Consider the following 22,899-nt stretch of genomic DNA (forward strand, 5'->3'; position numbering starts at 1 on the left):
ATCTGAGTGGAGGCAGGGGATGATTTGAGGGTCAAATCGCTAAAAATTACACACTCTGCGCAGCATTGCAGTAACACAGAGCGTAGTAGTAACGGAGAAAATACGCAAAGCGCATACTCGTTATCACTAAATCACCTGCGCCTCAGCACTACCCTATCGCCGCATCAATCTGCACGTGCCGCTGCGCTGGCATGCAGGCAAATGGCCGCGGCCGCGCCCACGTTCAGTGATTCCTCACCGCCGGGCTGGCTGATGCGAATATGCTGGTGTGCGGCCGCCTGCAAGGCCTCGGACACACCCTGCCCCTCATGCCCCATGACCCAGCTGCAAGGCCAGGGCAAGGCGGCGCGGTGCAGCCAATCTCCCTGGTGCGAGCTGGTGACCAGCAGCGGCTGCTGCAAGGCCAGCACATCGTCCTGCGATGCATTCTCGACCAGGTGCAGCGCAAAATGCGCGCCCATGCCGGCGCGCAGCACCTTGCCACTCCACAGCGCAGCCGATCCCTTGAGCGCAATCACCTGGCCAAAACCAAAGGCCGAAGCACTGCGCAAGATGGAGCCCACATTGCCGGCATCCTGCACACGGTCAAGCACCACGGCGGCCACACCGGGCTGGATGCCCGCCTGCTGCAGCGGCAAGTCCATCAAAAAGCCAAAAGGCGCAGGCGACGGCAGTGGGCTGAGGCTGGCCAACAAGGCCGTGTCGATGACGATATTGCGGGCGGCCGCATGCGCATAGACGTTCTCGGGCGACTGCCAGAATTTCTCGGAGAACACGGCCACTGCCGGCTTGACGCCACGCGTCAGCGCTGCGCGGCAGAGGTGGTCGCCCTCGATCCAGTAGCGCCCCTGCTTGCGGTAGGCCGCGCCCTCTTCCATCAAACGGCGCAAATCCTTGACCAAGGCATTGTCACGCGACTGGATAAAAACGGGAGGATGCGCAGCAGGGGACACAGATGATTCCTTTGCGCAGGCTTGGCGCCTGCAAACAGCGAGGGCGGAGATTTAGGCGCCCGTCTTGACCAAGGCCAGCGCCTGGGCCACCGGAGAGAACGAGCGCCGGTGCTCCGGGCAGGCGCCAAAGCTCTGCAGCGCCGCCAGGTGCACCGCGGTGCCGTAGCCCTTGTGCGCGGCAAAGCCGTACTGCGGGTAGAGCCGGTCGATATCCTGGCACCAGCGGTCCCGGTGCACCTTGGCCAGAATCGATGCCGCCGAGATGGCTTGCACCAGCGCATCGCCTTTGACGATGGCCTCGGCAGGCACCTCCAGGCGCGGAATGCGGTTGCCATCGACCAGCACGCGCACGGGCTTGAGACGCAGGCCGTTGACCGCGCGCTGCATGGCCAGCATCGTGGCTTGCAGGATATTGAGGCCATCGACTTCTTCAACGGAGGCCTGCGCAATCGAGCAGCACAGCGCCTTGCCGCAGATCTCGTCGTAGAGGCGCTCGCGTGCGCGCGCCGTGAGCTTCTTGGAATCGGCCAGCCCGGCAATGGGCGAGCGCTCATCCAGAATGACCGCTGCCGCCACCACCGGACCCGCCAAGGGTCCCCGACCTGCCTCATCCACACCCGCAACCAAGCCCGGCGGATGCCAAGGCAAGGAGGCCTGGTCAGGCAGAGAGAATTTTTTGGATGGCATCGGCAGCAAGCTTTGGGGTATCCCTGCGCAGTTCCAGGTGCAGGTCATGAAAACGCTGCTCCAACTGGGCCAGGCGTGCTGGATCAAGGCGTGGCGCGTCCAACCATTGCGCCACTGCCTCGGCCAAGGCCTCGGGCGTCGCCGCCTCTTGCAAAAGCTCGGGCACGACAAAGTCTTGACACAGGATATTGGGCAGGCCCACCCAGGGCTGCAGCTGCTTGCGGCGCATCAAGCGCCAGCTGATGGCATGCATGTGGTAGCTGATGACCATGGGCCGCTTGAACAGCGCCGCCTCCAAGGTGGCGGTACCGCTGGCGATCAAGGTGCAGTCACAGGCCTCCAGCGCCAGGTGCGACTGGCCACCCAGCACTCGGATGCGCTCCAATATCCCGCATTCAGCAGCCAGCGCATCAATGCGTGCGCGCAAAGCCGGAACGGCAGGGACGACGATTGTAAGCGAAGGTCGCGCCTGCAAAAGGCGCGCGGCGGCCAGAAAAAATGGCTTGGCGATGTAGCTCACTTCCGAGGCGCGGCTGCCCGGCAGTACGGCCAGCACTTCACCCTCCAGCGGCAAGCCCAGCTGCTGGCGTGCCGCTGCACGGTTGGGTTGCAGCGGGATCACATTGGCCAGCGGATGGCCCACATAGGTGCCAGCAATGCCGTGCTGGGCGAGCAACGCTGGCTCAAACGGGAAAATGCACAGCACATGGTCGGCCGAGCGGCGGATCTTCTCGACCCGCTCAGGGCGCCAGGCCCAGATCGAGGGGCAGACAAAATGCACGGTCTTGATGCCCTGGGCGCGCAGGCGCTCTTCGACACCGAGGTTGAAATCGGGCGCATCGACACCGACGAATAGCCGGGGCGGCTGCGCCGTCAAACGCTGCACCAGTTGCTTGCGGATGCGCAAAATACCCCAGATGCGCCGTACCAGCTCGGCGCTGTAGCCATGCACGGCCAGGCGCTCGCTGGGCCACCAGGCCTCAAACCCAGCCTGGGCCATGCGCGGCCCGCCAATACCGGCAGAGCGCAGGCCGGGAAAATCCTCAGCCAGCCCCTGCAGTACCAAGCCGGCCAGCAGGTCGCCCGAGGTCTCGCCGGCCACCATGGCCAAGAACATCTCTTGCTGTGGATCCATGACGGCAGGCGCAGCCATCAGCGCACAATGCCGCGCTTGGATTGCTGCAGAAAGTCGAGCATCAGCTGCACATCGGCCTGGGCTTCTGCCTCACAGCTGCCCTGCAGGTTGTCCAGCGCTTCAACGGCCGCCTGCAAGGTCAGGCCGCTGCGGTACAGCAGCCGGTAGGCCTGCTTGATGACCGCCAGGCGCTCGGCGCTGAAACCGCGCCGGCGCAGGCCTTCCAGGTTGAGACCACGCACCGCCAGCGGGTGGCCTTCGACCATGCAGAACGGGGGGACATCCTGGCTGATATGGCTGGCAAACCCGGCCATCACATGGGCGCCCACCTTGGTGAACTGGTGCACGCCCGACAGACCGCCGATGATGGCCCAGTCGGCCACATGCACATGGCCCGCCAAGGTGGCATTGTTGGCCAAGATGGTCTGGTTGCCGACCTGGCAGTCATGGGCAATATGCACATAGGCCATGATCCAGTTGTCGTCGCCGACACGGGTCACGCCGCCATCCTGGGCGGTGCCGGTGTTGAAGGTGCAGAACTCGCGAATGGTGTTGCGGTCACCGATCTCCAGCCGGGTCGGCTCACCCGCGTATTTCTTGTCTTGCGGCACGCCGCCCAGCGCAGCATGCGAATGGATCACATTGGATTCACCGATCGTGGTGATGCCCTCGATCACACAGTGCGCACCCACCTGGGTGTGGGCGCCAATGCAAACCTGGGGGCCAATAACTGCGTACGGCCCAACTGACACCGTGGGGTGCAACTGGGCCGCAGGGTCAACGATCGCCGAAGGGTGGATGGGACTGACCGCCGTCATCTACCGTTATTCCACGTGGCGCATGGTGCACATCAGCTGTGCTTCTGCAGCGACTTCGCCTTCCACGCTGGCCACGGCATTGAACTTCCAGATACCGCCGCGCACGCGGTCAATGGTGATCTCCAGCACCAGCTGGTCTCCCGGCACCACCGGGCGCTTGAAGCGCGCCGAGTCGATACCGACGAAGTAGTAGATATTGTTTTCATCGGGCACCTGGCCCATGGCATCAAAGGCCAGCAGGCCCGCGGCCTGCGCCAAGGCTTCCAGGATCAGCACACCAGGCATCACAGGGCGGCCCGGGAAGTGACCGGTAAAGAACGGCTCGTTGAAGGTGACGTTCTTGATCGCCTTGATGCGGGTGTTGCGCTCAAGCTCTTGCACGCGATCCACCAGCAAGAAGGGGTAGCGGTGAGGCAGCTGCTTGAGAATTGCTTGAATATCCATCATTGTGAACTCGGCTTAGCCGTTTTTCTGAGTTTGCTCCAAGGCCTTGATTCGGTCCCTCAACGCATGGAGATGTTTTAGGGTAGCGGCGTTCTTTTCCCAGCTGCCATTGTCGTCGATGGGGAAGAAGCCGGTGTACTGACCCGGCTGCCTGATCGAGCGACTGACCACGGTGGCCGCCGAAATATGTACATTGTCGGCGATTTCCAGGTGGCCCAGAATCATTCCAGCGCCTCCGATCGTGCAATGGCGTCCGATTTTGGCGCTTCCGGCGATGCCGACGCAGCCGGCCATGGCCGAATGCTCACCAATCTCGACGTTATGGCCGATCTGCACCTGGTTGTCGATCTTCACGCCATTGGCAATGAGGGTGTCGCGCAGCGCTCCGCGATCGATGCAGCTGTTGGAGCCGATCTCGACATCATCGCCGATCTGCACACCACCCAATTGCTCAATCTTGATCCAGCGCCCGCCCTCATTGGCAAAGCCAAAGCCGTCGCCGCCGATGACCGCACCGGGCTGCACCAGCACACGCTCGCCCAGCACGCAGTCGGCCCCGACGGTCACCCGTGAGGTCAGCACCGAATCGGCACCGATGACGGCACCGCTGGCGACATGGCACAGCGGCCCAATGGACGCAGAAGGGTGCACGATGGCACCCTCTTCCACCACCGCAGAGGGATGGATACCGGCGGGCACCGGACGTATCGCATGGTGCTTGCGCCACAGCTGCGTCAGCCGCGCAAAGTAGAGATAGGGGTTGTCCACCACCAGGTAGGCGCCGCCACGCTGGCGGGCCTGCTCCTGCATCTGCGCACTGACGGCGATGCAGCCGGCCTTGGAGGCCAGCATCTGGGCTTGCAGCTTGGGGTTGCTGAGAAAACTGAAGTCCTGCGGGCCGGCATCTTCGAGCGAGGCGATGGCCTGGATCTCCATCGCTGGATCCCCTTGCTCAAGCGTCCCTCCCAGGGCCTCCATGATCTGAACTAGCTGCAGGCTCACGCGTACCTCTGTCTTACTTGGCAGGGGCAGAAGCGTTCAGTGCCTTCAGAACCTTTTCGGTGATGTCGAACTTGGGGTTGATGTAGACCGCTTCTTGCAGCACCACATCGTATTTTTCCTGCTCGGCCACTTGCTTGACGACCTTGTTGGCGCGCTCGAGCACCTGGGACAGCTCTTCGCTCTTGCGGGCGCTGAGGTCTTCCTGGAATTCACGGCGCTTGCGCTGGAATTCACGGTCCTGGTCCACCAGCTGGCGCTGGCGCGTCACGCGCTGGCTCTCGGACAGCGTCGGCGCGTCGCGCTCGAACTTCTCGCCAGCGGTCTTCAAGGCATTGCCCTGGTCCAGCAGGTCCTTTTCACGCTTGGAGAACTCGGCCTCCAGCTTGGTTTGCGCAGCCTTGGCGGCGTTGGCTTCGCGGAAGATGCGATCTGTATTGACGAAACCTGCCTTGAACTCTTGGGCCTGCGCTGCAGCGCCAAAAGACAGCGCTGCTGCCAATACCAGCAATGGGAAAGAACGAGATACGGTTTTCATTAGAAAGATGTTCCGATTTGGAATTGCAATTTCTGGATTTTATCGCCTGTGAATTTGCGAAATGGCTGAGCATAAGCCAAACGCAGCGGTCCCAGTGGGGAAATCCAGCTCAACCCGATACCTGCAGACGCACGCATTTCATTCAGTTTCAAATCCTGTCCATCACCCCAGACATTGCCCGCGTCCACAAACGCAAACCAGCGGAAGGTGCGGTCATTGCCGGTGCCGGGCATGGGGCCGATGAACTCGGCATTCAACGTGACCTTCTTGGCACCACCCAGCGTGGCGCCGGTCACATCACGGGGACCCAGGGTATTTTGCTCAAAGCCGCGCACCGAGCCCAGACCACCGGAGAAGTAGTTCTTGAACACGGGGAAGACCTTGCCGCCCATACCCTTGCCCCAGCCAGCCTCGCCGTTCAGCGCAATGGTGTAGCGCTTGTTCAAAGGCAGGTACTGCTGAATCTGGTAGTTACCCTTCAGATAGCGGGCATCACCAAACAGCGACCATTCTGAGTTCAGCTTCTGGAAGCGGCCCGAATTGGGCGCCAATGCGCTGTCTCGGCTGTCGCGCGACCAACCCAGCGTCAGCGGGAAGTTCAGGCTGGTGTCGCCGTAGCGGGTGGCGTAGTCCAGGTAGGCCGCAGGCATGTTGGTGCCCAGCTTGATGCGGGTGTTTTCCAGACCACCGCCGACATAGATGGTGTCGAGCTCGCTGAATGGAATGCCAAAGCGCACGCTGGCACCGGTGGTCACGATCTGGTAGTTGCCGCCCTGCTCGTCATACGGACGGTCGGTGCGGTAGTACATGTCATAGGTACGCGAGATACCGTCCGGCGTGAAGTACGGGTCGGTGGTGCTCACCACCAAGGTACGGTGGTACTTGCTGGTGTTGACATCGATACCCAGGTAGTTGCCCGAGCCAAAGACGTTTTCCTGCTTGATACCAAAGGTCAGCGAGACCTTTTCAGCGCTGGAGTAACCGGCACCCAGCTGCAGCGAGCCGGTGGGCTTTTCCTGCACGGTGACGTTGACGTCAACCTGGTCGGGCGCGCCGGGCACCTCTTGCGTGTCGATCGCGACATCGTTGAAGAAGCCCAGGCGGTCCACGCGGTCGCGCGAGAGCTTGATCTTGTCCGAGTCATACCAGGACGCTTCGTACTGGCGCACTTCGCGGCGCACCACCTCATCACGTGTGCGGTTGTTGCCGGCCACGTTCACGCGGCGCACATAGGCACGGCGCGAGGGTTCGGCCTTGAGCACCAGCTCGACGCGGTTGTTCTCGCGGTCGATCTCGGGCACCGCTTCCACGCGGGAGAACGCGTAGCCAAAGCTGCCGAAGTGGTCGGTAAAGCGCTTGGTGGTTTCGGTCACGCGGTCGGCGTTGTAGGGCTCACCGGGCTTGATCGAGATCAGCGACTTGAACTCGTCATCGCGCTCCAGGTAATTGCCTTCGAGCTTGACGCCCGAGACCACGTACTTGGGGCCTTCATGGATCTGCAGATTGATCGAGATGCGCTCCTTGTCCGGCGAGATCGACACTTCGGTAGACTCGATGCGGAACTCCAGGTAGCCACGCGAGAGGTAGTAGGACTTGAGCGTCTCCAGGTCGGCATTGAACTTGGAGCTGGAGTAGCGGTCGCTCTTGGTGTACCAGCTGAGCCAGCCGCCGGTGTCCTGGTCGAACAGGTCGGTCAAGGTCGATTCCTTGAAGTCCTTGTTTCCGCTGATGTGGATTTCCTTGATCTTGGCCGCATCCCCTTCGGTCACGGTGAAGGTCAGGTTCACGCGGTTGCGTTCGATAGGCGTGACCGTGGTCACCACTTCGGCGGCATACAGGCTCTTGTTGATGTACTGGCGCTTGAGCTCTTGCTCGGCGCGGTCGGTCAGGGCCTTGTCGTAAGGACGGCCTTCGGTCAGGCCCACATCCCGCATGGCCTTTTTCATCGCGTCCTTGTCGAACTCCTTGGTGCCCAGGAAGTCGACGTTGGCGATCGTGGGGCGCTCTTCCACCACCACAACCAGCACATTGCCATTGGCTTCCAGGCGCACGTCCTTGAACAGGCCCAGCGCGAACAAGGAGCGAATGGCTGCCGATCCCTTTTCGTCGTTGTAGTCATCGCCCACATGCAAAGGCATGGACGCAAAGATGGTGCCCGGCTCTACGCGCTGCAGGCCTTCCACACGAATGTCTTGGATAGTGAATGGGTCCAAAGCCCACGACAGCTTGGCAAGCAGCATCAACGCAGCTGCAGCCGTGGTCTTGCGAAGAAGCGAAGAAGGGATGGAATATGTCATTTGTGATAGCAACCAGAGCCGCTCATTATGCAGCAGGGGCAAGAAAGTCAGCCCAAGAGCCGAGACAAATCGTTAAAGAACGCAATGCACATCATGAGCAGCAAAACGGCTATACCGCCTTTTTGCAAGCGCTCCATCCATTGCAGGGTGGGTGGCTTGCCAGTGACAGCCTCCCAAAGATAATACATCAGGTGACCGCCATCGAGCACCGGTAGCGGCAGCAGATTGAGCACGCCCAGACTGACGCTGATCAGGGCCAAAAAGGCCAGGTATTGGGTGAGGCCGACCTCGGCAGATTTGCCCGCGTATTCGGCAATCGTCAGCGGCCCGCTGATGTTCTGCAGCGAGGCTTGGCCGATAACCATCTTGGCCATCATCTTGACCGTCAGCGCCGAGACTTCCCAGGTCTTTTGCGCACCCCGGGCAAGGCCTTCCCAGGGGCCATAGCGCACATCCACCATCGCAGGCGGCGCGCCGATGAACGCGCCCAGGCGCCCGATCTTGCTGCCCTTGTCCTCGCTTTGCGCGAGCTGCACCGGCACATGCAGCTGCGCGCCGTTGCGCGACACCAGCCAGTCCTGCAGAGCAGGCACGCCCTGCTCGCCCGTTGCGCGGATCATGCGGCGCAGCTCGCCGCCATCGCCCACGCGCTGGCCATCGATGGACAGCACCTTGTCGCCCTTGCGCAGCGCCGACTGGGCTGCGGCACTGCCCGCCTCAAAGTCGCCGAGCATGGCATCAGTCCAGGCGTGGGTCAAACCAATTTTGTCGACCAGCTTGGCATCGGCCTCGCGGGCATCGATGGTGGACAGCGGCAAGCGGTAGCTGCGCTCTGCCGCGCCGGCACCGGGGCGGGCGCTCAGCACCACATCCTTGCCACCCAGCGCGGCCTGCGCCACAAACCAGCGCAGGTCGTCGAGCGAGCGCACCGCTTCAGGTTCCGCATCGGGGAAACCCATGGACACAATTTCTTCACCGCCTTGCAGGCCTGCCTGCGCGAGCAAGCTGGCAGCCGGCGGCGTGCCAACAATGGCGGCGGGCTCGCGCACGCCCACCCAGTTCACGCAGGCATAGAGCAGCACGGCCAGCAGCAGGTTGGCCAGCGGCCCGGCGGCGACGATGGCGGCGCGCGCGCGCAGCGGCTGCACATTGAAGGCCAGATGGCGCTCATGCGCGGCGACCGGCGCCTCGCGCTCATCGAGCATGCGCACATAGCCGCCCAGCGGAATGGCGCTGATGACGAATTCGGTGTCTGCGCCTTTTTTCTTCCAGCGCAACAGGGGGCGGCCGAACCCCAGCGAGAAACGCAGCACTTTCACGCCGCAAGCCACGGCCACGCGGTAGTGGCCATATTCGTGCACGGCGATCAAAACGGCCAGCGCAACGACAAATGCAACAACGGTCAACATTGCTCAAGCCCTTGCTATGAAAAACGCGATTCTACTGAGCCGGACAATAGCCCTGTCAAACGGCCAGCTCCGAAATAAGGCCTTGGGCGTAGGCGCGCACCTCGGCATCGAGCGCCAGCAGCGCATCGATGCTGTCGGGCGCCTGCGGCTGCACGCCTTCGAGCGCCTGCGCATTGACCTGGTAGATCTGGTCAAAGCGCATGCGGCCATCCAGAAAAGCGGCGACGGCCACTTCGTTGGCGGCATTGAGCACCGTGCTCGTGCCATGGGGCGCACGCAGCGCCTGCCAGGACAGGTGCAGGCCGGGAAAGCGTGTTGCATCGGCCTCTTCAAAGGTCAGTGCCGAGAGCTTGGCGAAATCCAGTGGCGCGGCGCCACTGGCCACGCGCTCGGGCCAGGCCAGGCCACAGGCAATCGGCACGCGCATATCGGGCGTGCCCAGCTGGGCCAGCACCGAGGCATCGCGCAACTGCACCATCGAATGCACGATCTGCTGCGGATGGATCACCACCTTGATCTGCTCGGGCTGCAGGTTGAACAGCCAGCGCGCCTCGATCACCTCCAGCGCCTTGTTCATCATCGTGGCCGAGTCGATCGAGATCTTGCGGCCCATCGCAAAGTTGGGATGGTTGCCGGCCTGCTGCGGCGTCACATCGCGCAAGCTCGCTGGCTCACGGGTGCGGAAGGGCCCGCCCGAGGCCGTGAGGATGATGTGGTCCACGCGCTGGGGCCAGACCGCGGGGTCTTCGGGCAGGCACTGGAAGATGGCCGAATGCTCGCTGTCGATCGGCAGCAAGGTCGCGCCGCCGTCAGCGACCGCATCCATAAAGAGCTGGCCACCGACGACCAGCGCTTCCTTGTTGGCCAGCATCAAGCGCTTGCCGGCCTTGGCCGCAGCCATCGCCGGGCGCAGGCCAGCGGCGCCCACAATGGCCGCCATCACCGCATGTACATCGCTGTGGGAAGCCACCATCTCCAGCGCCGCCTCGCCTTCGAGCACTTCGACCCGGCTGCCTGCCGCTTGCAGGCCTTCGCGCAAAGCGGTGGCGGCGGTGGCACTGGTCATCACCGCGTAGCGCGGCTGGAACTGCAGGCACTGCGCGAGCATCAGGTCCACGCGCGAATGCGCGCTCAGCGCAAAAACGCGGTAGAGGTCGGGGTGGCGCGCCACCACATCGAGCGTGTTGGTTCCAATCGAGCCCGTCGATCCGAGCACGGTAACTTGCATGGTCATCGCGAGGTTCACTTATCCAAAAATTGCAGCAGCATCAGCGCAAGCGGCACGGTCGGCAAGATGGCATCGATGCGGTCGAGCACGCCACCATGGCCGGGCAGCAGATGGCTGCTGTCCTTCATGCCGGCGCTGCGCTTGACGAGGGACTCTACCAGGTCACCGGCCACGCTCATGCCAGCCAGAAACACGCAGGACAGCACCATCAGCCAGGGCGAAAAATCCCAGAGCCGGCTGTAGAAGCTAGGCACCTGCGCGCCAAAATGGCGATCTGCCCAGCTCCACACCAAGGCCATCAGCAGCACGCCCAGCGCGCCGCCCCATACGCCTTCCCAGCTTTTGCCCGGGCTGATGGCCGGCGCGAGCTTGTTCTTGGTAAAACGCAGACCGAACTGGCGGCCTGCAAAATAAGCGCCAATGTCGGCCATCCACACCAGGGCAAAGACCGACAGCAGAAAATTCACACCCATCCACTTGGCCTGTGCAATGGCCAGCCAGGCCACCCACAGCGCCAGCACACCCACGACCAGGCGCAGCGCACGCGGAATGGGCGCCCAGCCAGGCACGCCACCCTTGAGCAAGAAGGCGGCCATCAGCACCCAGGCGGCACCAGCCACCAGCCACACAGTGGGCAGCGCCGCCTGCGTCCAGCCCATGGCCCAGGCAGCGCCGCACAGCAGCAACGCGACAGCCCCCAGGCCGTACGCGGCCATGCCTTGCAGGCCATTGAGGCGCCCCCACTCCCAGGCCGCGGCGACCACGGCCAACAGCATCAACGCAGCAAAGGGAACCGGATTGGCCGCAGCGATGGCGGGCACCAGAATCAGCAGGAGAACAATGGCCGTGATGATGCGTTGTTTGAGCAAATGGATCTCCTGAAAAAACAAAACTGATGCCTACAGTAGCAGGCATCAGCGGGCAGGTGCACTACGAGGGGGACTGGACCAGTTGCTCGGACGTCTTGCCAAAGCGGCGCTCGCGCCGCTGGAATTCGGCCATCGCCTCGTCCAGAGCCTGCTCGTCAAAATCAGGCCACCACTTGTCACTGAAATACAGCTCCGAATAGGCCGATTGCCACAGCAGAAAATTGCTGATGCGCATCTCGCCACCGGTTCGGATCAGCAGATCGGGGTCCGGCACATGGGCCAGCGCCATGGCATCGTTGAGGGCCACTTCGTTGATGGCCTGGCCCGCAGCGGCCAGCTTGGCCGCCGCCTGAGCAATATCCCAGCGGCCGCCATAGTTAAAGCAGACATTGAGCACCATGCGGTCGTTGTGGGCCGTAGCCTGCTCGGCTTGCGCCAGGCCCGCCTGCACCTTGGCAGACAAGGAAGCGCGGTCACCGACAAAGAACAAACGGATGCCATCACGGGCCAGCGATGGCACCTCCTTGGCCAGTGCGCCGGCCAGCAGGTTCATCAGGCCATCGACCTCGTCGGTTGGCCGGTTCCAGTTCTCGGAAGAAAAGGCAAACACGGTGAGCACCTTGACGCCGCGCTCGGCACAGGCCTTGGCGCAGCGGCGCAGCGAGTCCACCCCTTGCTTGTGGCCTGCCAGGCGTGGCAGAAAACGGCGTTTGGCCCACCGGCCATTGCCATCCATCACGATGGCAATGTGGTGCGGTATTGCAGCAGCAGTCATGCGCGGAAAAACAGATCCAGACCTGGATCAGACCGCCATGATGTCTTTTTCTTTCTCGACCACCAACTGGTCGATCAGCTGGATGTGCTTGTCGGTGATCTTCTGCACCTCGGCTTCCGAGCGCTTTTGGTCGTCTTCCGACGCTTCCTTGTCCTTGACCAGCTTCTTGACGCCTTCGTTGGCATCGCGGCGCAGGTTGCGGATGGCGATCTTGGCGTTCTCGCCTTCGGCCTTGACCAGCTTGGTCATTTCCTTGCGGCGCTCTTCGCTCATCGGCGGCATCGGCACGCGGATCAGGTCGCCCATCGAGGCGGGGTTCAGGCCCAGGTCGCTTTCGCGGATGGCCTTTTCGACCTTGGCCGCCATGGCCTTTTCCCAAGGCGTCACGCTGATGGTGCGGCTGTCTATCAAGGCCACGTTAGCCACTTGCGACAGCGGCATCATCGAGCCGTAGTAGTCAACCTGGATGGTGTCCAGCAGCGCGGGATTGGCGCGGCCGGTGCGGATCTTGGTCAGGTTGTTTTTGAACGCGGCAATCGATTGGTCCATCTTGCCTTCGAGATTCTTCTTGATTTCAGCGACTGTCATTGTCAACTCCTAACTACCACATTCTGCACTTGCACACGCCAGCCGCCCATCAGGCGTAGACCAGCGTGCCCTCATCTTCACCCATCACCACGCGCTTGAGCGCGCCACTCTTGACGATGGAGAATACACGGATGGGCAGTTTCTGATCACGGCACAGGGCGAAGGCCGTCGCATCCATGATGCCCAGGTTGCGGCTCATCGCCTCATCAAAACTCAGCTTGGTGTAGAGCGTGGCATTGGGATCCTTCATCGGATCGGCCGTGTAGACACCGTCGACCTTGGTGGCCTTGAGCACCAATTCTGCGCCAATTTCAGCACCGCGCAGCGCCGCTGCGGTATCGGTGGTGAAGAAGGGGTTGCCCGTGCCTGCGGCAAACACCACAACCTTGCCCTCTTCAAGGTACTGCAGCGCCTTGGGGCGCACATAGGGCTCGACCACCTGCTCGATGCCGATGGCCGACATCACGCGGGCTGTCAGGCCCTGCTTGTCCATCGCATCGGCCAGCGCCAGTGCATTCATCACCGTCGCGAGCATGCCCATGTAATCGGCAGTGGCACGGTCCATGCCGACCGAGCCGCCGGCCACGCCGCGGAAGATATTGCCGCCACCGATCACGACAGCGACCTGAACGCCCAGCCGAGTCACCTCGGCAATCTCCTCGACCATCCGCACAATGGTTGCGCGGTTGATGCCAAAAGCATCATCCCCCATCAGAGCTTCACCGGAGAGTTTGAGAAGAATGCGCTTGTGGGCAGGGCTTTGGGACATGGTGGAGAGCTCCAGGTGTGGGGGATGGGTGAAAAAACGATAGGTGAAACAAAGGGGCCGTAGCCCCTTTGTCAGGATGATTACTGGCCCTTGGCGGCCGCAACCTGCGCGGCGACCTCGGCAGCGAAGTCATCCACCTTCTTCTCAATGCCCTCACCCACCACGTAGAGCGTGAAGCTCTTGATCGAGGTGTTGGCGGCCTTGAGCATTTGCTCGACGGTTTGCTTGCCGTCAGCGGCCTTCACGAAGACCTGGTTGAACAGCGAGACTTCCTTGAGGTACTTCTGCACAGCGCCGTCCACCATCTTGGCGGCGATGTCAGCGGGCTTGCCCGACTCTTCCGCCTTGGCGGCAGCGACGGTGCGTTCCTTCTCGATCAGCTCGGCAGGCACGTCAGCGCTGGTCAGCGCCACGGGCTTCATCGCAGCCACGTGCATGGCCACGTCCTTGGCCGCTTGCGCGTCGCCTTCGAACTCGACCACCACACCGATGCGGGTGCCGTGCAGGTACAGCGCCAGGTTGCTGCCTTCGAAGCGCTTGAAGCGGCGGAACGACATGTTCTCGCCGATCTTGCCGACCAGGCCCTTGCGCACGTCTTCCAGGGTGGGGCCAAAGCCGTCTTGCTCGTAAGCCAGTGCGCTCAGGGCCGCCACGTCGGCAGGGTTCTTTTCGGAGACCAGCTTGGCCGCTGCATTGGCCAGGGCGATGAAGCTGTCGTTCTTGGAGACGAAGTCGGTTTCGCTGTTGACTTCGATGATCGCGCCGTTGTTGCCTTCAACCACAGCGGCGATCACGCCTTCAGCGGCAATACGCGATGCTGCCTTGCCGGCCTTGGTGCCCAGCTTGACGCGCAGCAGCTCTTCGGCCTTGGCCATGTCGCCATCAGCCTCGGTCAGAGCCTTCTTGCATTCCATCATGGGCGCGTCGGTCTTTGCGCGCAGTTCTGCCACCATGCTTGCGGTAATTGCCATTTTTCTCTCTCCGTATTCAGTTCAGTTGGGGTGATTGTGGAAACGTAGGTAAAAAAAACGGGGCTAATCTGGAGCCCCGCTTTTCATTCGCGGCCCAATGGGCAGCCCTGTGGATTAAGCAGCGGTGTTTTCCACTTCCACAAACTCGTCGCCTTCTTCGCCGGCAGCAGCCTTGACCACGTCGTTCACGGCGTTGGCACGGCCTTCCAGGATCGCGTCGGCGATACCGCGAGCATACAGCTCCACAGCCTTGGCCGAGTCATCGTTACCAGGGATCACGTAGTCGATACCTTCTGGGTTGTGGTTGGTGTCAACCACGCCGATCAGAGGAATGCCCAGCTTCTTGGCTTCAGCGATGGCAATCTTGTGGTAGCCCACATCGATCACGAAAATGGCATCTGGCAGTGCGTTCATGTCTTGAATGCCGCCGATGTCCTTTTCCAGCTTTTCCAGCTCACGAGCAAACATCAGTTGCTCTTTCTTGCTCATCGATTCCAGACCTGCTTCTTGCTGGGCCTTCATGTCCTTCAGACGCTTGATCGAGGTCTTGACGGTCTTGAAGTTGGTCAGCATGCCACCCAACCAGCGTTGGTCGACGTAAGGCACGCCAGCACGTTGTGCTTCGGTGGCCAGGATTTCGCGCGCTTGGCGCTTGGTGCCCACCATCAAGATGGTGCCACGGTTGGCCGACAGCTGCTTGATGAACTTTTGTGCGTCCTGGAACAGAGGCAGGGTCTTTTCCAGGTTGATGATGTGAATCTTGTTGCGGCTACCGAAAATGTACTGGCCCATCTTGGGGTTCCAGAAACGGGTTTGGTGGCCAAAGTGGACGCCGGCTTCCAGCATCTCGCGCATCGTAACGGACATATATCTTCTCCGAAGGTTAGGTCTAAAATTCTGCCCCACTATCACGGCAGCCGTGCCTGTGCACCGCATGCCGCAACACCTTAGGTAGGCAGGTTTGCGATTTCGTTTTGAACCGATGCGGCAAGCCACACTCGGCAAAACCCTAGGATTCTAACATAGTCCGGCATGGGTCGCGAAGAAGTTGCACCAACCCCCACCTTGACGATTGCTTGCGTTTTTTGAACCACAGTGGCGCGCCTTACCACGGCAAGCGCAAAAAACTAGGCACAATCTGGCACTCGAACGCACGGCTTTTGCAAATGCTTGCACCGGCCGCGCCCCATCCTATGAACGGCCCCCTGTTTTTGTTGTTATGAAGATTGCGATCGTTGGAGCAGGCATTGCAGGTATAGCAACGGCCTTCGAGCTGATGGAGGCCGGCAACGAGGTCAGTATCTTCGAGCAGCACCGCGCAGCTGGCGAGGAGGCCAGCTTTGCCCCCTCAGGGCTGATGTGGCCTTGCGCGATCAATCCCTGGGGTGCCACCGCCTTCCAGCAAGCCTTGCAGCTGGGCATGTCGCGCCCGGCGTTTGCCGAGCTGCAGGTCCAGGGCAGCGTGCTCTCCTCTCCCCGCCGCTGGGCGCGCCGCCAGCAAGGCATTGCCAAAAAGCTGCGCGACCGCGAAACCCTGCCTGCGCTGCAGTCGCTGGAGCTGCTGGCCATGCAGCGCATGCAGCATGTGCAGGAAATGCTGGAGATCAACGGCCAGTTCAGCCAGGGCCTGCTGCTGCCGCTGCGCAAGGAGCCCAGCGCCGCTGCGCTGTATGAACTGACCCGGCGCCTGTCGGCCGCGCATATTGACTACCAGCGCTGCGACGAAGCCCAAACCCGCGCCATCGAGCCGGGCCTGGCCACCGAGATCCAGATCGCCGGCGCCCTGCACCTGCCGGAAGCTTGGTCGGGCAATGGGCGCTTGTTTTCGCAGGGGCTGCTGCAGGCGCTGCAAGCGCATGGCCTGCAGCTCCATACCCAGCAGCCCGTCAGCGGCATCCAGAGTGCAGGCCAGGGCGTGCGCGTGCAGCTGACCGCCGGCACGCAGGATTTCGATGCGGTGGTGCTCTGCGCCGGCGCCCACACCAACCAGCTGCTGCGCCCGCACCATGTGCAGCTGCCCAGCGCGCCTATCTATAGCTATAGCGCGAGCATCCAGATCAGCGAAGAGTCGCTGGCCCCGCGCCGCGCAATCATCGATCTGGAAAACAACATGATCCTGACGCGCCAGGGCTCGCGCCTGCGCATCAGCGGCGGCGCCGAGCTGGGCTACGCCGACAGCCCCGAGCGCAGCGATGACGCCCGCCACGCCCTGATCAGCGTGCTGCTCGAGTGGTTCCCCGGCTGCATCCAGCCGAGCCAATCGATCCTGCAGATGTGGCGCGGCGCGCGCCTGACGGTGCCCGATGGCCTGCCGGTTGTGGGCGCCTCCGGCATCCCGGGCGTCTGGCTCAACACCGCCCACGGCGGCTATGGCTGGGGGCTGTCGATGGGCTGCGCCCACCATGTGCGCCAGCTGGTCATGGGCCAGAGCACCAGCACCGCCCCCGAAGCGCTGGATCTTCACCGCCTGCGCTAACCAGCTGTACCAGCCACCCAGGCCAGGGCCTGCGCTACGATGGTGCCATGCCCGCTTCTGCCACTCTGCCCTATCCCGCCCTGCTCTCCAGCGACCAGGTTCGCGCGCGCGAGCAATCGCTGGCGGCCACGCTGCCCCACTACCGCCTGATGGCCCGCGCTGGCGAAGCCACAGCCCGCCTGGCCCTGGCGATTGCGCCGCATGCCCGGCATATCTGGGTGGCCTGCGGCGCCGGCAACAACGGCGGCGATGGCCTCGAAACCGCCATCCATCTGCGAGCCGCCGGCAAGACCGTGCATATCAGCCTGCAGCCCAGCGCCGGCAAGGCCCTGCCCGCCGATGCCGCCCATGCGCTGCAACGCGCCCAGGCCGCAGGCCTGGCGATCAGCGCGCAACCGCCCGCCCATTTCGACCTGGCCATCGATGCAGTCTGGGGCATTGGCCTGAGCGCCGGCCGCAGCGCCCCCACCGAAGGCCCCGCGCTGGCCTGGCTGCAGCAGCTGCTGGAAACCGATCGCGATGTGCTGTGCATCGACACGCCCTCGGGCCTGCTGGCCGATACCGGCGCCTGGCTGCCATGGCTAGAACCCCTGGTGCCACAAGCCCCCAGAGGCCGCCGCTTCACGCTCAGCATGCTGGCCCTCAAGCCCGGGCTTTTTACCCTGCAGGGGCGCGACTGGGCCGGCGAGGTCTGGCTGGCACCGCTGTCGGCCCACAACCCGGTCTGGCGCTGTGACCGGATTCCTGCCGCCGATATGGATACCTCCTCAGGCACCGGCCAGTTGGTCATCCGCGCCCAAAACCCTCTGCCCACCCACAACAGCCACAAAGGCCTGTTTGGCGATGTCGGTGTCATCGGCGGCCAAAGCGCCAGCCACGATGGCCAGGGCATGGAAGGCGCCGCCATGCTGGCCGCCAGCGCGGCGCTGCATGCCGGGGCCGGCCGGGTCATGCTACATCTGCTGGGCAGCAGCTGCACATCGCCCAGGCCTGGCGGCATCGCGGCCGACATCATGCTCCGATCGCTGGAGGCCATGCGCGCACTGCGCGGCAGCCTGGTCTGTGGTTGCGGCGGTGGCAGCCTGGTCAGCGATGTGATTCCTCAGGCCTTGCCGCATGCAGGCAGCCTGGTGCTCGATGCCGATGCGCTCAACGCCATCGCCGCCCAAGCCGCTGTACAAACAGCGCTGCTGCAGCGGGCAGCCCAAGCCAGTGCGACTGGGCCCACGGTGCTCACCCCCCACCCACTGGAGCTGGCGCGCCTCTTGGGCAGCAGCACTGCGCAGATCCAGCGCGACCGCATAGGCGCCGCGCGCCAGGCGGCGCAGCAATGGCAGTGCCTGGTAGTGCTCAAGGGCAGCGGCTCGGTCATTGCCGCGCCAGATGGGCGCTATGCCATCAACCACAGCGGCAATGCCCGCCTGTCGATTGGCGGCACCGGCGATGTGCTGGCGGGCTGCATCGGCGCGCACCTGGCAGCGTTGCCGCCCGGCAGCAGCTGGGCGGAGGCCTGGCAGCCGCTGCTCCATGCCGTCTGGCTGCATGGCCATGCGGCCGATATCTGGCCGCCGGCACGCATGCTGACGGCATCGCGCCTGGCGCGCAGCCTGCAACGGCCAGGCTGACAACCAGACTCGGACTTAGCCGCGCCCCACAAACGGCATCTTGGTGGCCATCACCGTGTGGAACAGCACATTGCATTCCAGCGGCAGATTGGCCATATAGAGCACCGACTGGCCCACAACATCCACATCCATCAGTGGCTCGGGCGCAATCTCGCCATGCGCCTGCATGACGCCCTGGGTCATGCGCATCGCCAGCTCGGTGCCGGCATTGCCCACATCGATCTGGCCGACAGCGATGTTCCACTTGCGGCCATCGAGCGCGGCGGTCTTGGTCAGGCCCATCACCGCATGCTTGGTGGCGGTATAGGCAATCGACATGGGCCGGGGCGCATGGGCCGAGATGGAGCCGTTGTTGATGATGCGCCCGCCCATCGGCGACTGCTGGCGCATCACGCGAAAAGCCTGCTGCAAGCAATAGAACATGCCGTTGAGGTTGACATTGACAACATCCTGCCAGGTCTCGACCGGCAGCTCATCGATCGGCACCGCAGGCGCGCCGCGCCCGGCGTTGTTGAACAGCATGTCCACGCGGCCAAACTGGGCCACGGCCGCATCGAACAAGGCCTTGACCGCCACCGGGTCGGCCACATCGGTGGGCACCACCAGGGCCTGGCCGGCGTCTGCCACATGGCTGGCCACTTCCTGCAAAGGCTGCGCGCGGCGGCCGGCCAGCACCACCGACCAGCCGTCCTTCATCAAGGCCAGCGCCGCTGCGCGGCCAATCCCGGTGCCCGCACCGGTCACCACTGCAATCTTGCGCGTCTTCTCGGTCATCCGTACTCCTTCGATAGTTCTCAGCTCTGTGAACGAAAAAAGCCAGGCCATCCCGGGGATGGCCTAGCTTCGATCATAGTGAATTCACAGCCGATCAGCGGCGTTTGCGCGGTGTCTTCTGTCCCGGTTGTTTGCTCGCGCCGGCGCCCCGGTCATTGCCACGCGGCTTGCCGGCAGCATGCGCAGCACCCTTGGCCTTGCGCTTGAGGCTGGCGCGCTGGGCGTCATAGGCCTCATCGCGCCCCTCGCGCTGGCGGCTGGACGGCGACGACGCCACCTTGGCCGCACGGCCGTTGGAGGCCGGTGCGCGGGCTGCATCCTCACCCTCGCGCACCAGGCGGAAGTCGATCTTGCGCGCATCCAGATCCACGCGGCTGACCTGGATCTGCAGGCGGGTGCCAATCGTGTAGCGGATGCCGGTGCGCTCGCCGCGCAGCTCCTGGCGCATCTCGTCAAAGCGGAAGTAATCACCCCCCAGCTCGGTGATGTGGATCAGGCCTTCGACATAGAGCTGGTCCAAGGTCACGAACAGGCCAAACGAGGTGACGGCCGAGACCATGCCGCTGTACTCCTCGCCCAGGTGCTCGCGCATGTACTTGCACTTGAGCCAGGCTTCGACATCGCGGCTGGCCTCATCGGCACGGCGCTCATTGGCACTGCAATGCAGGCCCGCCGCTTCCCAGGCCTGCACTTCGCGCGATACGCGTTGCACACGCTCGGCCTGCAGCTTTTGCTTGGGGGCAGCCACCCGGCTGGCCAGCCGCTTGGCCAGCTTGGCCTCGGCCTCTCCAGGCGTGGGCAGCAGCGGCAGCTGGTAGCGCTTGCCCAGCAGGGCGGCCTTGATAACGCGGTGCACCAGCAAATCAGGGTAACGGCGGATCGGGCTGGTGAAGTGGGTATACGCCTCGTAGCCCAGGCCAAAGTGGCCGCTGTTGATCGGCGTGTAGATCGCCTGCTGCATCGAGCGCAGCAGCATGGTGTGGATCTGCTGGGCATCGGGCCGGTCCTTGGTGGCCTGGGCAATGGCCTGGAACTCAGCCGGACTCGGGTCGTCGCTGATCGACAAGCCCACCCCCATGGCCTTGAGGTAGCCGCGCAGGATGTCCTGCTTCTCGGGCGTCGGGCCTTCGTGCACCCGGAAGAGCCCGGGCTGGCCGCTTTGCTGGATGAAATCTGCCGCGCAGACATTGGCTGCCAGCATCGCCTCTTCAATCAGGCGGTGGGCCTCGGTGCGGGTGCGGGGCACGATTTTCTCGATGCGGCCGTTCTCGTCACAGATGATCTGCGTCTCGGTGGTCTCGAAATCCACCGCGCCGCGACGGCCACGCGCCGACAGCAAAGCCTTGTACACATCGTGCAGGTTGAGCAGGTCAGCCACACGCTCCTTGCGCTTGATCGCTTCCTGGCCCCGGGTGTTGGCCAGAATGGCCGCCACCTCGGTATAGGTAAAGCGCGCATGGCTGTGCATCACCGCAGGGTAGAACTGGTAGGCCTGCAGCTCACCATCGGCGGTGACCAGCATATCGGCCACCATGCACAGGCGGTCCACGTTGGGATTGAGCGAACACAGGCCGTTGGAGAGCTTCTCCGGCAACATGGGGATCACGCGGCGCGGAAAGTAGACGCTGGTGGCACGGTCGTAGGCATCAACGTCGATGGCATTGCCGTTCTGCACATAGTGGCTCACATCGGCAATCGCCACCAGCAGGCGCCAGCCCTTGGTGCGGCCAATCTTGGCGGGCTCGCAGTACACCGCATCGTCAAAATCACGCGCATCTTCACCATCGATGGTGACCAGCGGGATATCGGTGAGGTCGATGCGGGCCTTGCGGTCGGCCAGGCGCACCTTGTCCGGCAGCTTCTTGGCCAGCGCCAGGCACTCGTCCGAGAACTCATGGGGCACGCCATATTTGCGCACCGCAATCTCGATTTCCATGCCGGGGTCGTCGATCTCGCCCAGCACCTCGACAACGCGGCCCACCGGCTGGCCAAACAAGGCTGGGGGCTCGGTCAACTCCACCACGACAACCTGGCCGGTCTTGGCCGCGCCAATCGCCCCATTGGGGATCAGCACATCCTGGCCATAGCGCTTGTCCTCGGGCGCTACCAGCCAGACGCCGCTTTCCTGCAGCAGCCGGCCAATGATGGGCTGCGCGGAGCGCTCGATGATTTCAACAATGCGGCCCTCGGGGCGGCCGCGGCGGTCGGTGCGCACGATGCGGGCGCGGACCCGATCACGGTGCAGTACGGCGCGCATTTCATTGGCCGGAATGTAGATGTCGCTTTCGTTGTCATCCCGGATCACAAAGCCGTGGCCTTCACGGTGGCCTTGGACTACACCTTCAATTTCTTCTGACAAATTATCTGCTCCTGTTTTGGAAGCCGTTTTTTTGATATACAATCTGATTCTTTCCTGAAATGCCCAGGTGGCGGAATTGGTAGACGCACTAGTTTCAGGTACTAGCGGGTAACTCCGTGGAGGTTCGAGTCCTCTCCTGGGCACCAAGTTTAACGACAAGTACAACTTGTTTTGTGAAAACGGTGAAAAATCAGTCTTAACGGGCTGGTTCAACAGTGGTTTTTTAGGAAAGTCGATAAGGGGCACTGCCCTGCATCATCAGCCCAGGTGGCGGAATTGGTAGACGCACTAGTTTCAGGTACTAGCGAGTAACATCGTGGAGGTTCGAGTCCTCTCCTGGGCACCAGACATAAGCCGTTGCACTTTCGTGCAGCGGCTTTTTCTTTGTCTGCGATGGGCATCGACGGCGCAAACCGCATCTTTGCGCTCCCGATATAGCCTGCGCTCGGCAGGCACCACACCATCAGCTGCAGAGGTGGCAGACCCCCCCCTCGCCACACTCCTCTGTACAGTGATGCCGTATTCTCTTGGGCGCCATGCCAGCTTGCATCACTTGCCAAACCTGGCCGGCACCAGCCACTGCAACCGCTCGCAGCACCTTGGAACTGGGGCAGCCGCTGAGCGAAATGGCACCCCCACCCGGCGCTCTGAAAAATTTTCCGAATTTGCCCCGAAGCGGTCAAAAATCACCCCTATAATTGCGGCTTCCCTGAAAGCCCAGGTGGCGGAATTGGTAGACGCACTAGTTTCAGGTACTAGCGGGTAACTCCGTGGAGGTTCGAGTCCTCTCCTGGGCACCAAACAGCAAAAGCTGCTGCACACACGATGTGCAGCAGCTTTTTTGCTTTGGGCCGGGCATGCTTTGCGGCAGCGCACAGCCACCCGCAGTCTCACGCTATCTTTTTTGAGAAAAATTTTGCAGTTTTTCTAAAACCGCCACCAACACCCTCCTATAATTGCTCCATCCTGAAAGCCCAGGTGGCGGAATTGGTAGACGCACTAGTTTCAGGTACTAGCGAGTAACATCGTGGAGGTTCGAGTCCTCTCCTGGGCACCAAACATCAAGCCATTGCACCCATGTGCAATGGCTTTTTTGTTGTCTGCTTGCACGCAAGCTGCCAGCCCGCAGCCACCACAGGACCCGCCCTTCACTCCCCTCTCCACCAGGTAAGCCCAGCACCAGGC

At 62.7% G+C, this 22,899-nt stretch carries 20 protein-coding genes and 4 tRNA genes; 6 read left to right on the forward strand and 18 right to left on the reverse strand.

Annotation, left to right across the window (positions count from 1 at the left end):
• Window positions 1-164: 164 nt before the first annotated feature.
• From F0Q04_RS16440 to rpsB, 16 genes are all read right to left on the reverse strand, one after another.
• On the reverse strand, window positions 165-953 hold the full coding sequence (locus tag F0Q04_RS16440) for a TrmH family RNA methyltransferase (protein WP_232539371.1): 789 nt from the start codon (window positions 951-953) through the stop codon (window positions 165-167).
• Window positions 954-1,004: 51 nt separating this feature from the next.
• Complete coding sequence (gene rnhB / locus F0Q04_RS16445; RefSeq protein ID WP_116924192.1) at window positions 1,005-1,640, reverse strand: ribonuclease HII; 636 nt, start codon at window positions 1,638-1,640, stop codon at window positions 1,005-1,007.
• Window positions 1,612-2,793 carry a lipid-A-disaccharide synthase gene (gene lpxB / locus F0Q04_RS16450; protein ID WP_232539372.1) on the reverse strand — a complete coding sequence of 394 codons (1,182 nt, stop codon included), beginning with the start codon at window positions 2,791-2,793 and terminating at the stop codon, window positions 1,612-1,614. The genes rnhB and lpxB overlap by 29 nt, the downstream gene beginning before the upstream one ends.
• Entirely contained in the window at window positions 2,793-3,593 is an 801-nt protein-coding gene (lpxA, locus tag F0Q04_RS16455; protein WP_116924193.1) for an acyl-ACP--UDP-N-acetylglucosamine O-acyltransferase, read from the reverse strand. The genes lpxB and lpxA overlap by 1 nt, the downstream gene beginning before the upstream one ends.
• Before the next feature lie 6 nt (window positions 3,594-3,599).
• Window positions 3,600-4,040 (reverse strand): 3-hydroxyacyl-ACP dehydratase FabZ, encoded by a 441-nt coding sequence (gene fabZ, locus F0Q04_RS16460; protein ID WP_021026566.1) that lies wholly within the window; start codon window positions 4,038-4,040, stop codon window positions 3,600-3,602.
• A gap of 12 nt (window positions 4,041-4,052) precedes the next feature.
• Window positions 4,053-5,039, reverse strand: a complete 987-nt coding sequence (gene lpxD, locus F0Q04_RS16465) for a UDP-3-O-(3-hydroxymyristoyl)glucosamine N-acyltransferase (protein WP_116924194.1) — start codon at window positions 5,037-5,039, stop codon at window positions 4,053-4,055.
• A 13-nt stretch (window positions 5,040-5,052) separates the two neighbouring features.
• Window positions 5,053-5,574 (reverse strand): OmpH family outer membrane protein, encoded by a 522-nt coding sequence (locus tag F0Q04_RS16470; RefSeq protein ID WP_021026564.1) that lies wholly within the window; start codon window positions 5,572-5,574, stop codon window positions 5,053-5,055.
• Window positions 5,574-7,814 carry an outer membrane protein assembly factor BamA gene (gene bamA / locus F0Q04_RS16475; RefSeq protein WP_409935199.1) on the reverse strand — a complete coding sequence of 747 codons (2,241 nt, stop codon included), beginning with the start codon at window positions 7,812-7,814 and terminating at the stop codon, window positions 5,574-5,576. The genes F0Q04_RS16470 and bamA overlap by 1 nt, the downstream gene beginning before the upstream one ends.
• A 104-nt stretch (window positions 7,815-7,918) precedes the next feature.
• A complete protein-coding gene (gene rseP / locus F0Q04_RS16480) occupies window positions 7,919-9,280 on the reverse strand; it encodes an RIP metalloprotease RseP (protein ID WP_182342171.1) in 1,362 nt (453 codons plus the stop codon).
• A 55-nt stretch (window positions 9,281-9,335) separates the two neighbouring features.
• The gene (ispC, locus tag F0Q04_RS16485) at window positions 9,336-10,514 is read right to left on the reverse strand and encodes a 1-deoxy-D-xylulose-5-phosphate reductoisomerase (protein WP_116924197.1); all 1,179 of its coding nucleotides are present in this window, start codon (window positions 10,512-10,514) and stop codon (window positions 9,336-9,338) included.
• Window positions 10,515-10,522: 8 nt separating this feature from the next.
• A complete protein-coding gene (locus F0Q04_RS16490) occupies window positions 10,523-11,377 on the reverse strand; it encodes a phosphatidate cytidylyltransferase (RefSeq protein WP_182342173.1) in 855 nt (284 codons plus the stop codon).
• A gap of 61 nt (window positions 11,378-11,438) precedes the next feature.
• A complete protein-coding gene (gene uppS, locus F0Q04_RS16495) occupies window positions 11,439-12,152 on the reverse strand; it encodes a polyprenyl diphosphate synthase (protein ID WP_116924198.1) in 714 nt (237 codons plus the stop codon).
• A 27-nt stretch (window positions 12,153-12,179) separates the two neighbouring features.
• Window positions 12,180-12,740 (reverse strand): ribosome recycling factor, encoded by a 561-nt coding sequence (frr, locus tag F0Q04_RS16500; RefSeq protein WP_021026558.1) that lies wholly within the window; start codon window positions 12,738-12,740, stop codon window positions 12,180-12,182.
• 49 nt (window positions 12,741-12,789) lie between these two features.
• On the reverse strand, window positions 12,790-13,509 hold the full coding sequence (gene pyrH / locus F0Q04_RS16505; protein ID WP_116924199.1) for a UMP kinase: 720 nt from the start codon (window positions 13,507-13,509) through the stop codon (window positions 12,790-12,792).
• Window positions 13,510-13,589: 80 nt separating this feature from the next.
• Entirely contained in the window at window positions 13,590-14,480 is an 891-nt protein-coding gene (gene tsf / locus F0Q04_RS16510; protein WP_021026556.1) for a translation elongation factor Ts, read from the reverse strand.
• A gap of 114 nt (window positions 14,481-14,594) precedes the next feature.
• Entirely contained in the window at window positions 14,595-15,347 is a 753-nt protein-coding gene (gene rpsB / locus F0Q04_RS16515; protein ID WP_116924200.1) for a 30S ribosomal protein S2, read from the reverse strand.
• 352 nt (window positions 15,348-15,699) lie between these two features.
• On the opposite strand from rpsB, the gene F0Q04_RS16520 reads away from it, so the two are divergent.
• Window positions 15,700-16,956, forward strand: coding sequence for an NAD(P)/FAD-dependent oxidoreductase (locus F0Q04_RS16520; protein ID WP_116924201.1), 1,257 nt, complete (start codon window positions 15,700-15,702; stop codon window positions 16,954-16,956).
• A 47-nt stretch (window positions 16,957-17,003) separates the two neighbouring features.
• On the forward strand, window positions 17,004-18,581 hold the full coding sequence (locus tag F0Q04_RS16525; RefSeq protein WP_182342175.1) for an NAD(P)H-hydrate dehydratase: 1,578 nt from the start codon (window positions 17,004-17,006) through the stop codon (window positions 18,579-18,581).
• A 15-nt stretch (window positions 18,582-18,596) separates the two neighbouring features.
• Here the strand turns inward: F0Q04_RS16525 and F0Q04_RS16530 are convergent, their stop codons facing one another.
• Window positions 18,597-19,355, reverse strand: a complete 759-nt coding sequence (locus F0Q04_RS16530; protein ID WP_116924203.1) for an SDR family oxidoreductase — start codon at window positions 19,353-19,355, stop codon at window positions 18,597-18,599.
• Window positions 19,356-19,449: 94 nt separating this feature from the next.
• The gene (rnr, locus tag F0Q04_RS16535; RefSeq protein WP_116924204.1) at window positions 19,450-21,756 is read right to left on the reverse strand and encodes a ribonuclease R; all 2,307 of its coding nucleotides are present in this window, start codon (window positions 21,754-21,756) and stop codon (window positions 19,450-19,452) included.
• Window positions 21,757-21,775: 19 nt separating this feature from the next.
• On the opposite strand from rnr, the gene F0Q04_RS16540 reads away from it, so the two are divergent.
• From F0Q04_RS16540 to F0Q04_RS16555, 4 genes are all read left to right on the forward strand, one after another.
• A tRNA-Leu gene (locus tag F0Q04_RS16540) sits at window positions 21,776-21,860 on the forward strand.
• Between the two features lie 115 nt (window positions 21,861-21,975).
• Window positions 21,976-22,060: transfer RNA gene (locus F0Q04_RS16545), tRNA-Leu, on the forward strand.
• Window positions 22,061-22,429: 369 nt separating this feature from the next.
• A tRNA-Leu gene (locus F0Q04_RS16550) sits at window positions 22,430-22,514 on the forward strand.
• Between the two features lie 172 nt (window positions 22,515-22,686).
• A tRNA-Leu gene (locus tag F0Q04_RS16555) sits at window positions 22,687-22,771 on the forward strand.
• Window positions 22,772-22,899: the final 128 nt, after the last annotated feature.

This window comes from Comamonas koreensis (assembly GCF_014076495.1).
In the GTDB taxonomy this organism is placed as follows: Bacteria; Pseudomonadota; Gammaproteobacteria; order Burkholderiales; family Burkholderiaceae_C; genus Comamonas; species Comamonas squillarum.

Coding starts and splice junctions, on each gene's coding strand:
- lpxB (WP_232539372.1), bottom strand. CDS start 2,793: ATGGCTGCGCCTGCCGTCATGGATCCACAGCAAGAGATGTTCTTGGCC.
- F0Q04_RS16530 (WP_116924203.1), bottom strand. CDS start 19,355: ATGACCGAGAAGACGCGCAAGATTGCAGTGGTGACCGGTGCGGGCACC.
- F0Q04_RS16470 (WP_021026564.1), bottom strand. CDS start 5,574: ATGAAAACCGTATCTCGTTCTTTCCCATTGCTGGTATTGGCAGCAGCG.
- F0Q04_RS16525 (WP_182342175.1), top strand. CDS start 17,004: ATGCCCGCTTCTGCCACTCTGCCCTATCCCGCCCTGCTCTCCAGCGAC.
- rseP (WP_182342171.1), bottom strand. CDS start 9,280: ATGTTGACCGTTGTTGCATTTGTCGTTGCGCTGGCCGTTTTGATCGCC.
- bamA (WP_409935199.1), bottom strand. CDS start 7,814: ATGCTGCTTGCCAAGCTGTCGTGGGCTTTGGACCCATTCACTATCCAA.
- pyrH (WP_116924199.1), bottom strand. CDS start 13,509: ATGTCCCAAAGCCCTGCCCACAAGCGCATTCTTCTCAAACTCTCCGGT.
- tsf (WP_021026556.1), bottom strand. CDS start 14,480: ATGGCAATTACCGCAAGCATGGTGGCAGAACTGCGCGCAAAGACCGAC.
- frr (WP_021026558.1), bottom strand. CDS start 12,740: ATGACAGTCGCTGAAATCAAGAAGAATCTCGAAGGCAAGATGGACCAA.
- uppS (WP_116924198.1), bottom strand. CDS start 12,152: ATGACTGCTGCTGCAATACCGCACCACATTGCCATCGTGATGGATGGC.
- F0Q04_RS16520 (WP_116924201.1), top strand. CDS start 15,700: ATGAAGATTGCGATCGTTGGAGCAGGCATTGCAGGTATAGCAACGGCC.
- rpsB (WP_116924200.1), bottom strand. CDS start 15,347: ATGTCCGTTACGATGCGCGAGATGCTGGAAGCCGGCGTCCACTTTGGC.
- lpxA (WP_116924193.1), bottom strand. CDS start 3,593: ATGACGGCGGTCAGTCCCATCCACCCTTCGGCGATCGTTGACCCTGCG.
- fabZ (WP_021026566.1), bottom strand. CDS start 4,040: ATGATGGATATTCAAGCAATTCTCAAGCAGCTGCCTCACCGCTACCCC.
- ispC (WP_116924197.1), bottom strand. CDS start 10,514: ATGACCATGCAAGTTACCGTGCTCGGATCGACGGGCTCGATTGGAACC.
- rnhB (WP_116924192.1), bottom strand. CDS start 1,640: ATGCCATCCAAAAAATTCTCTCTGCCTGACCAGGCCTCCTTGCCTTGG.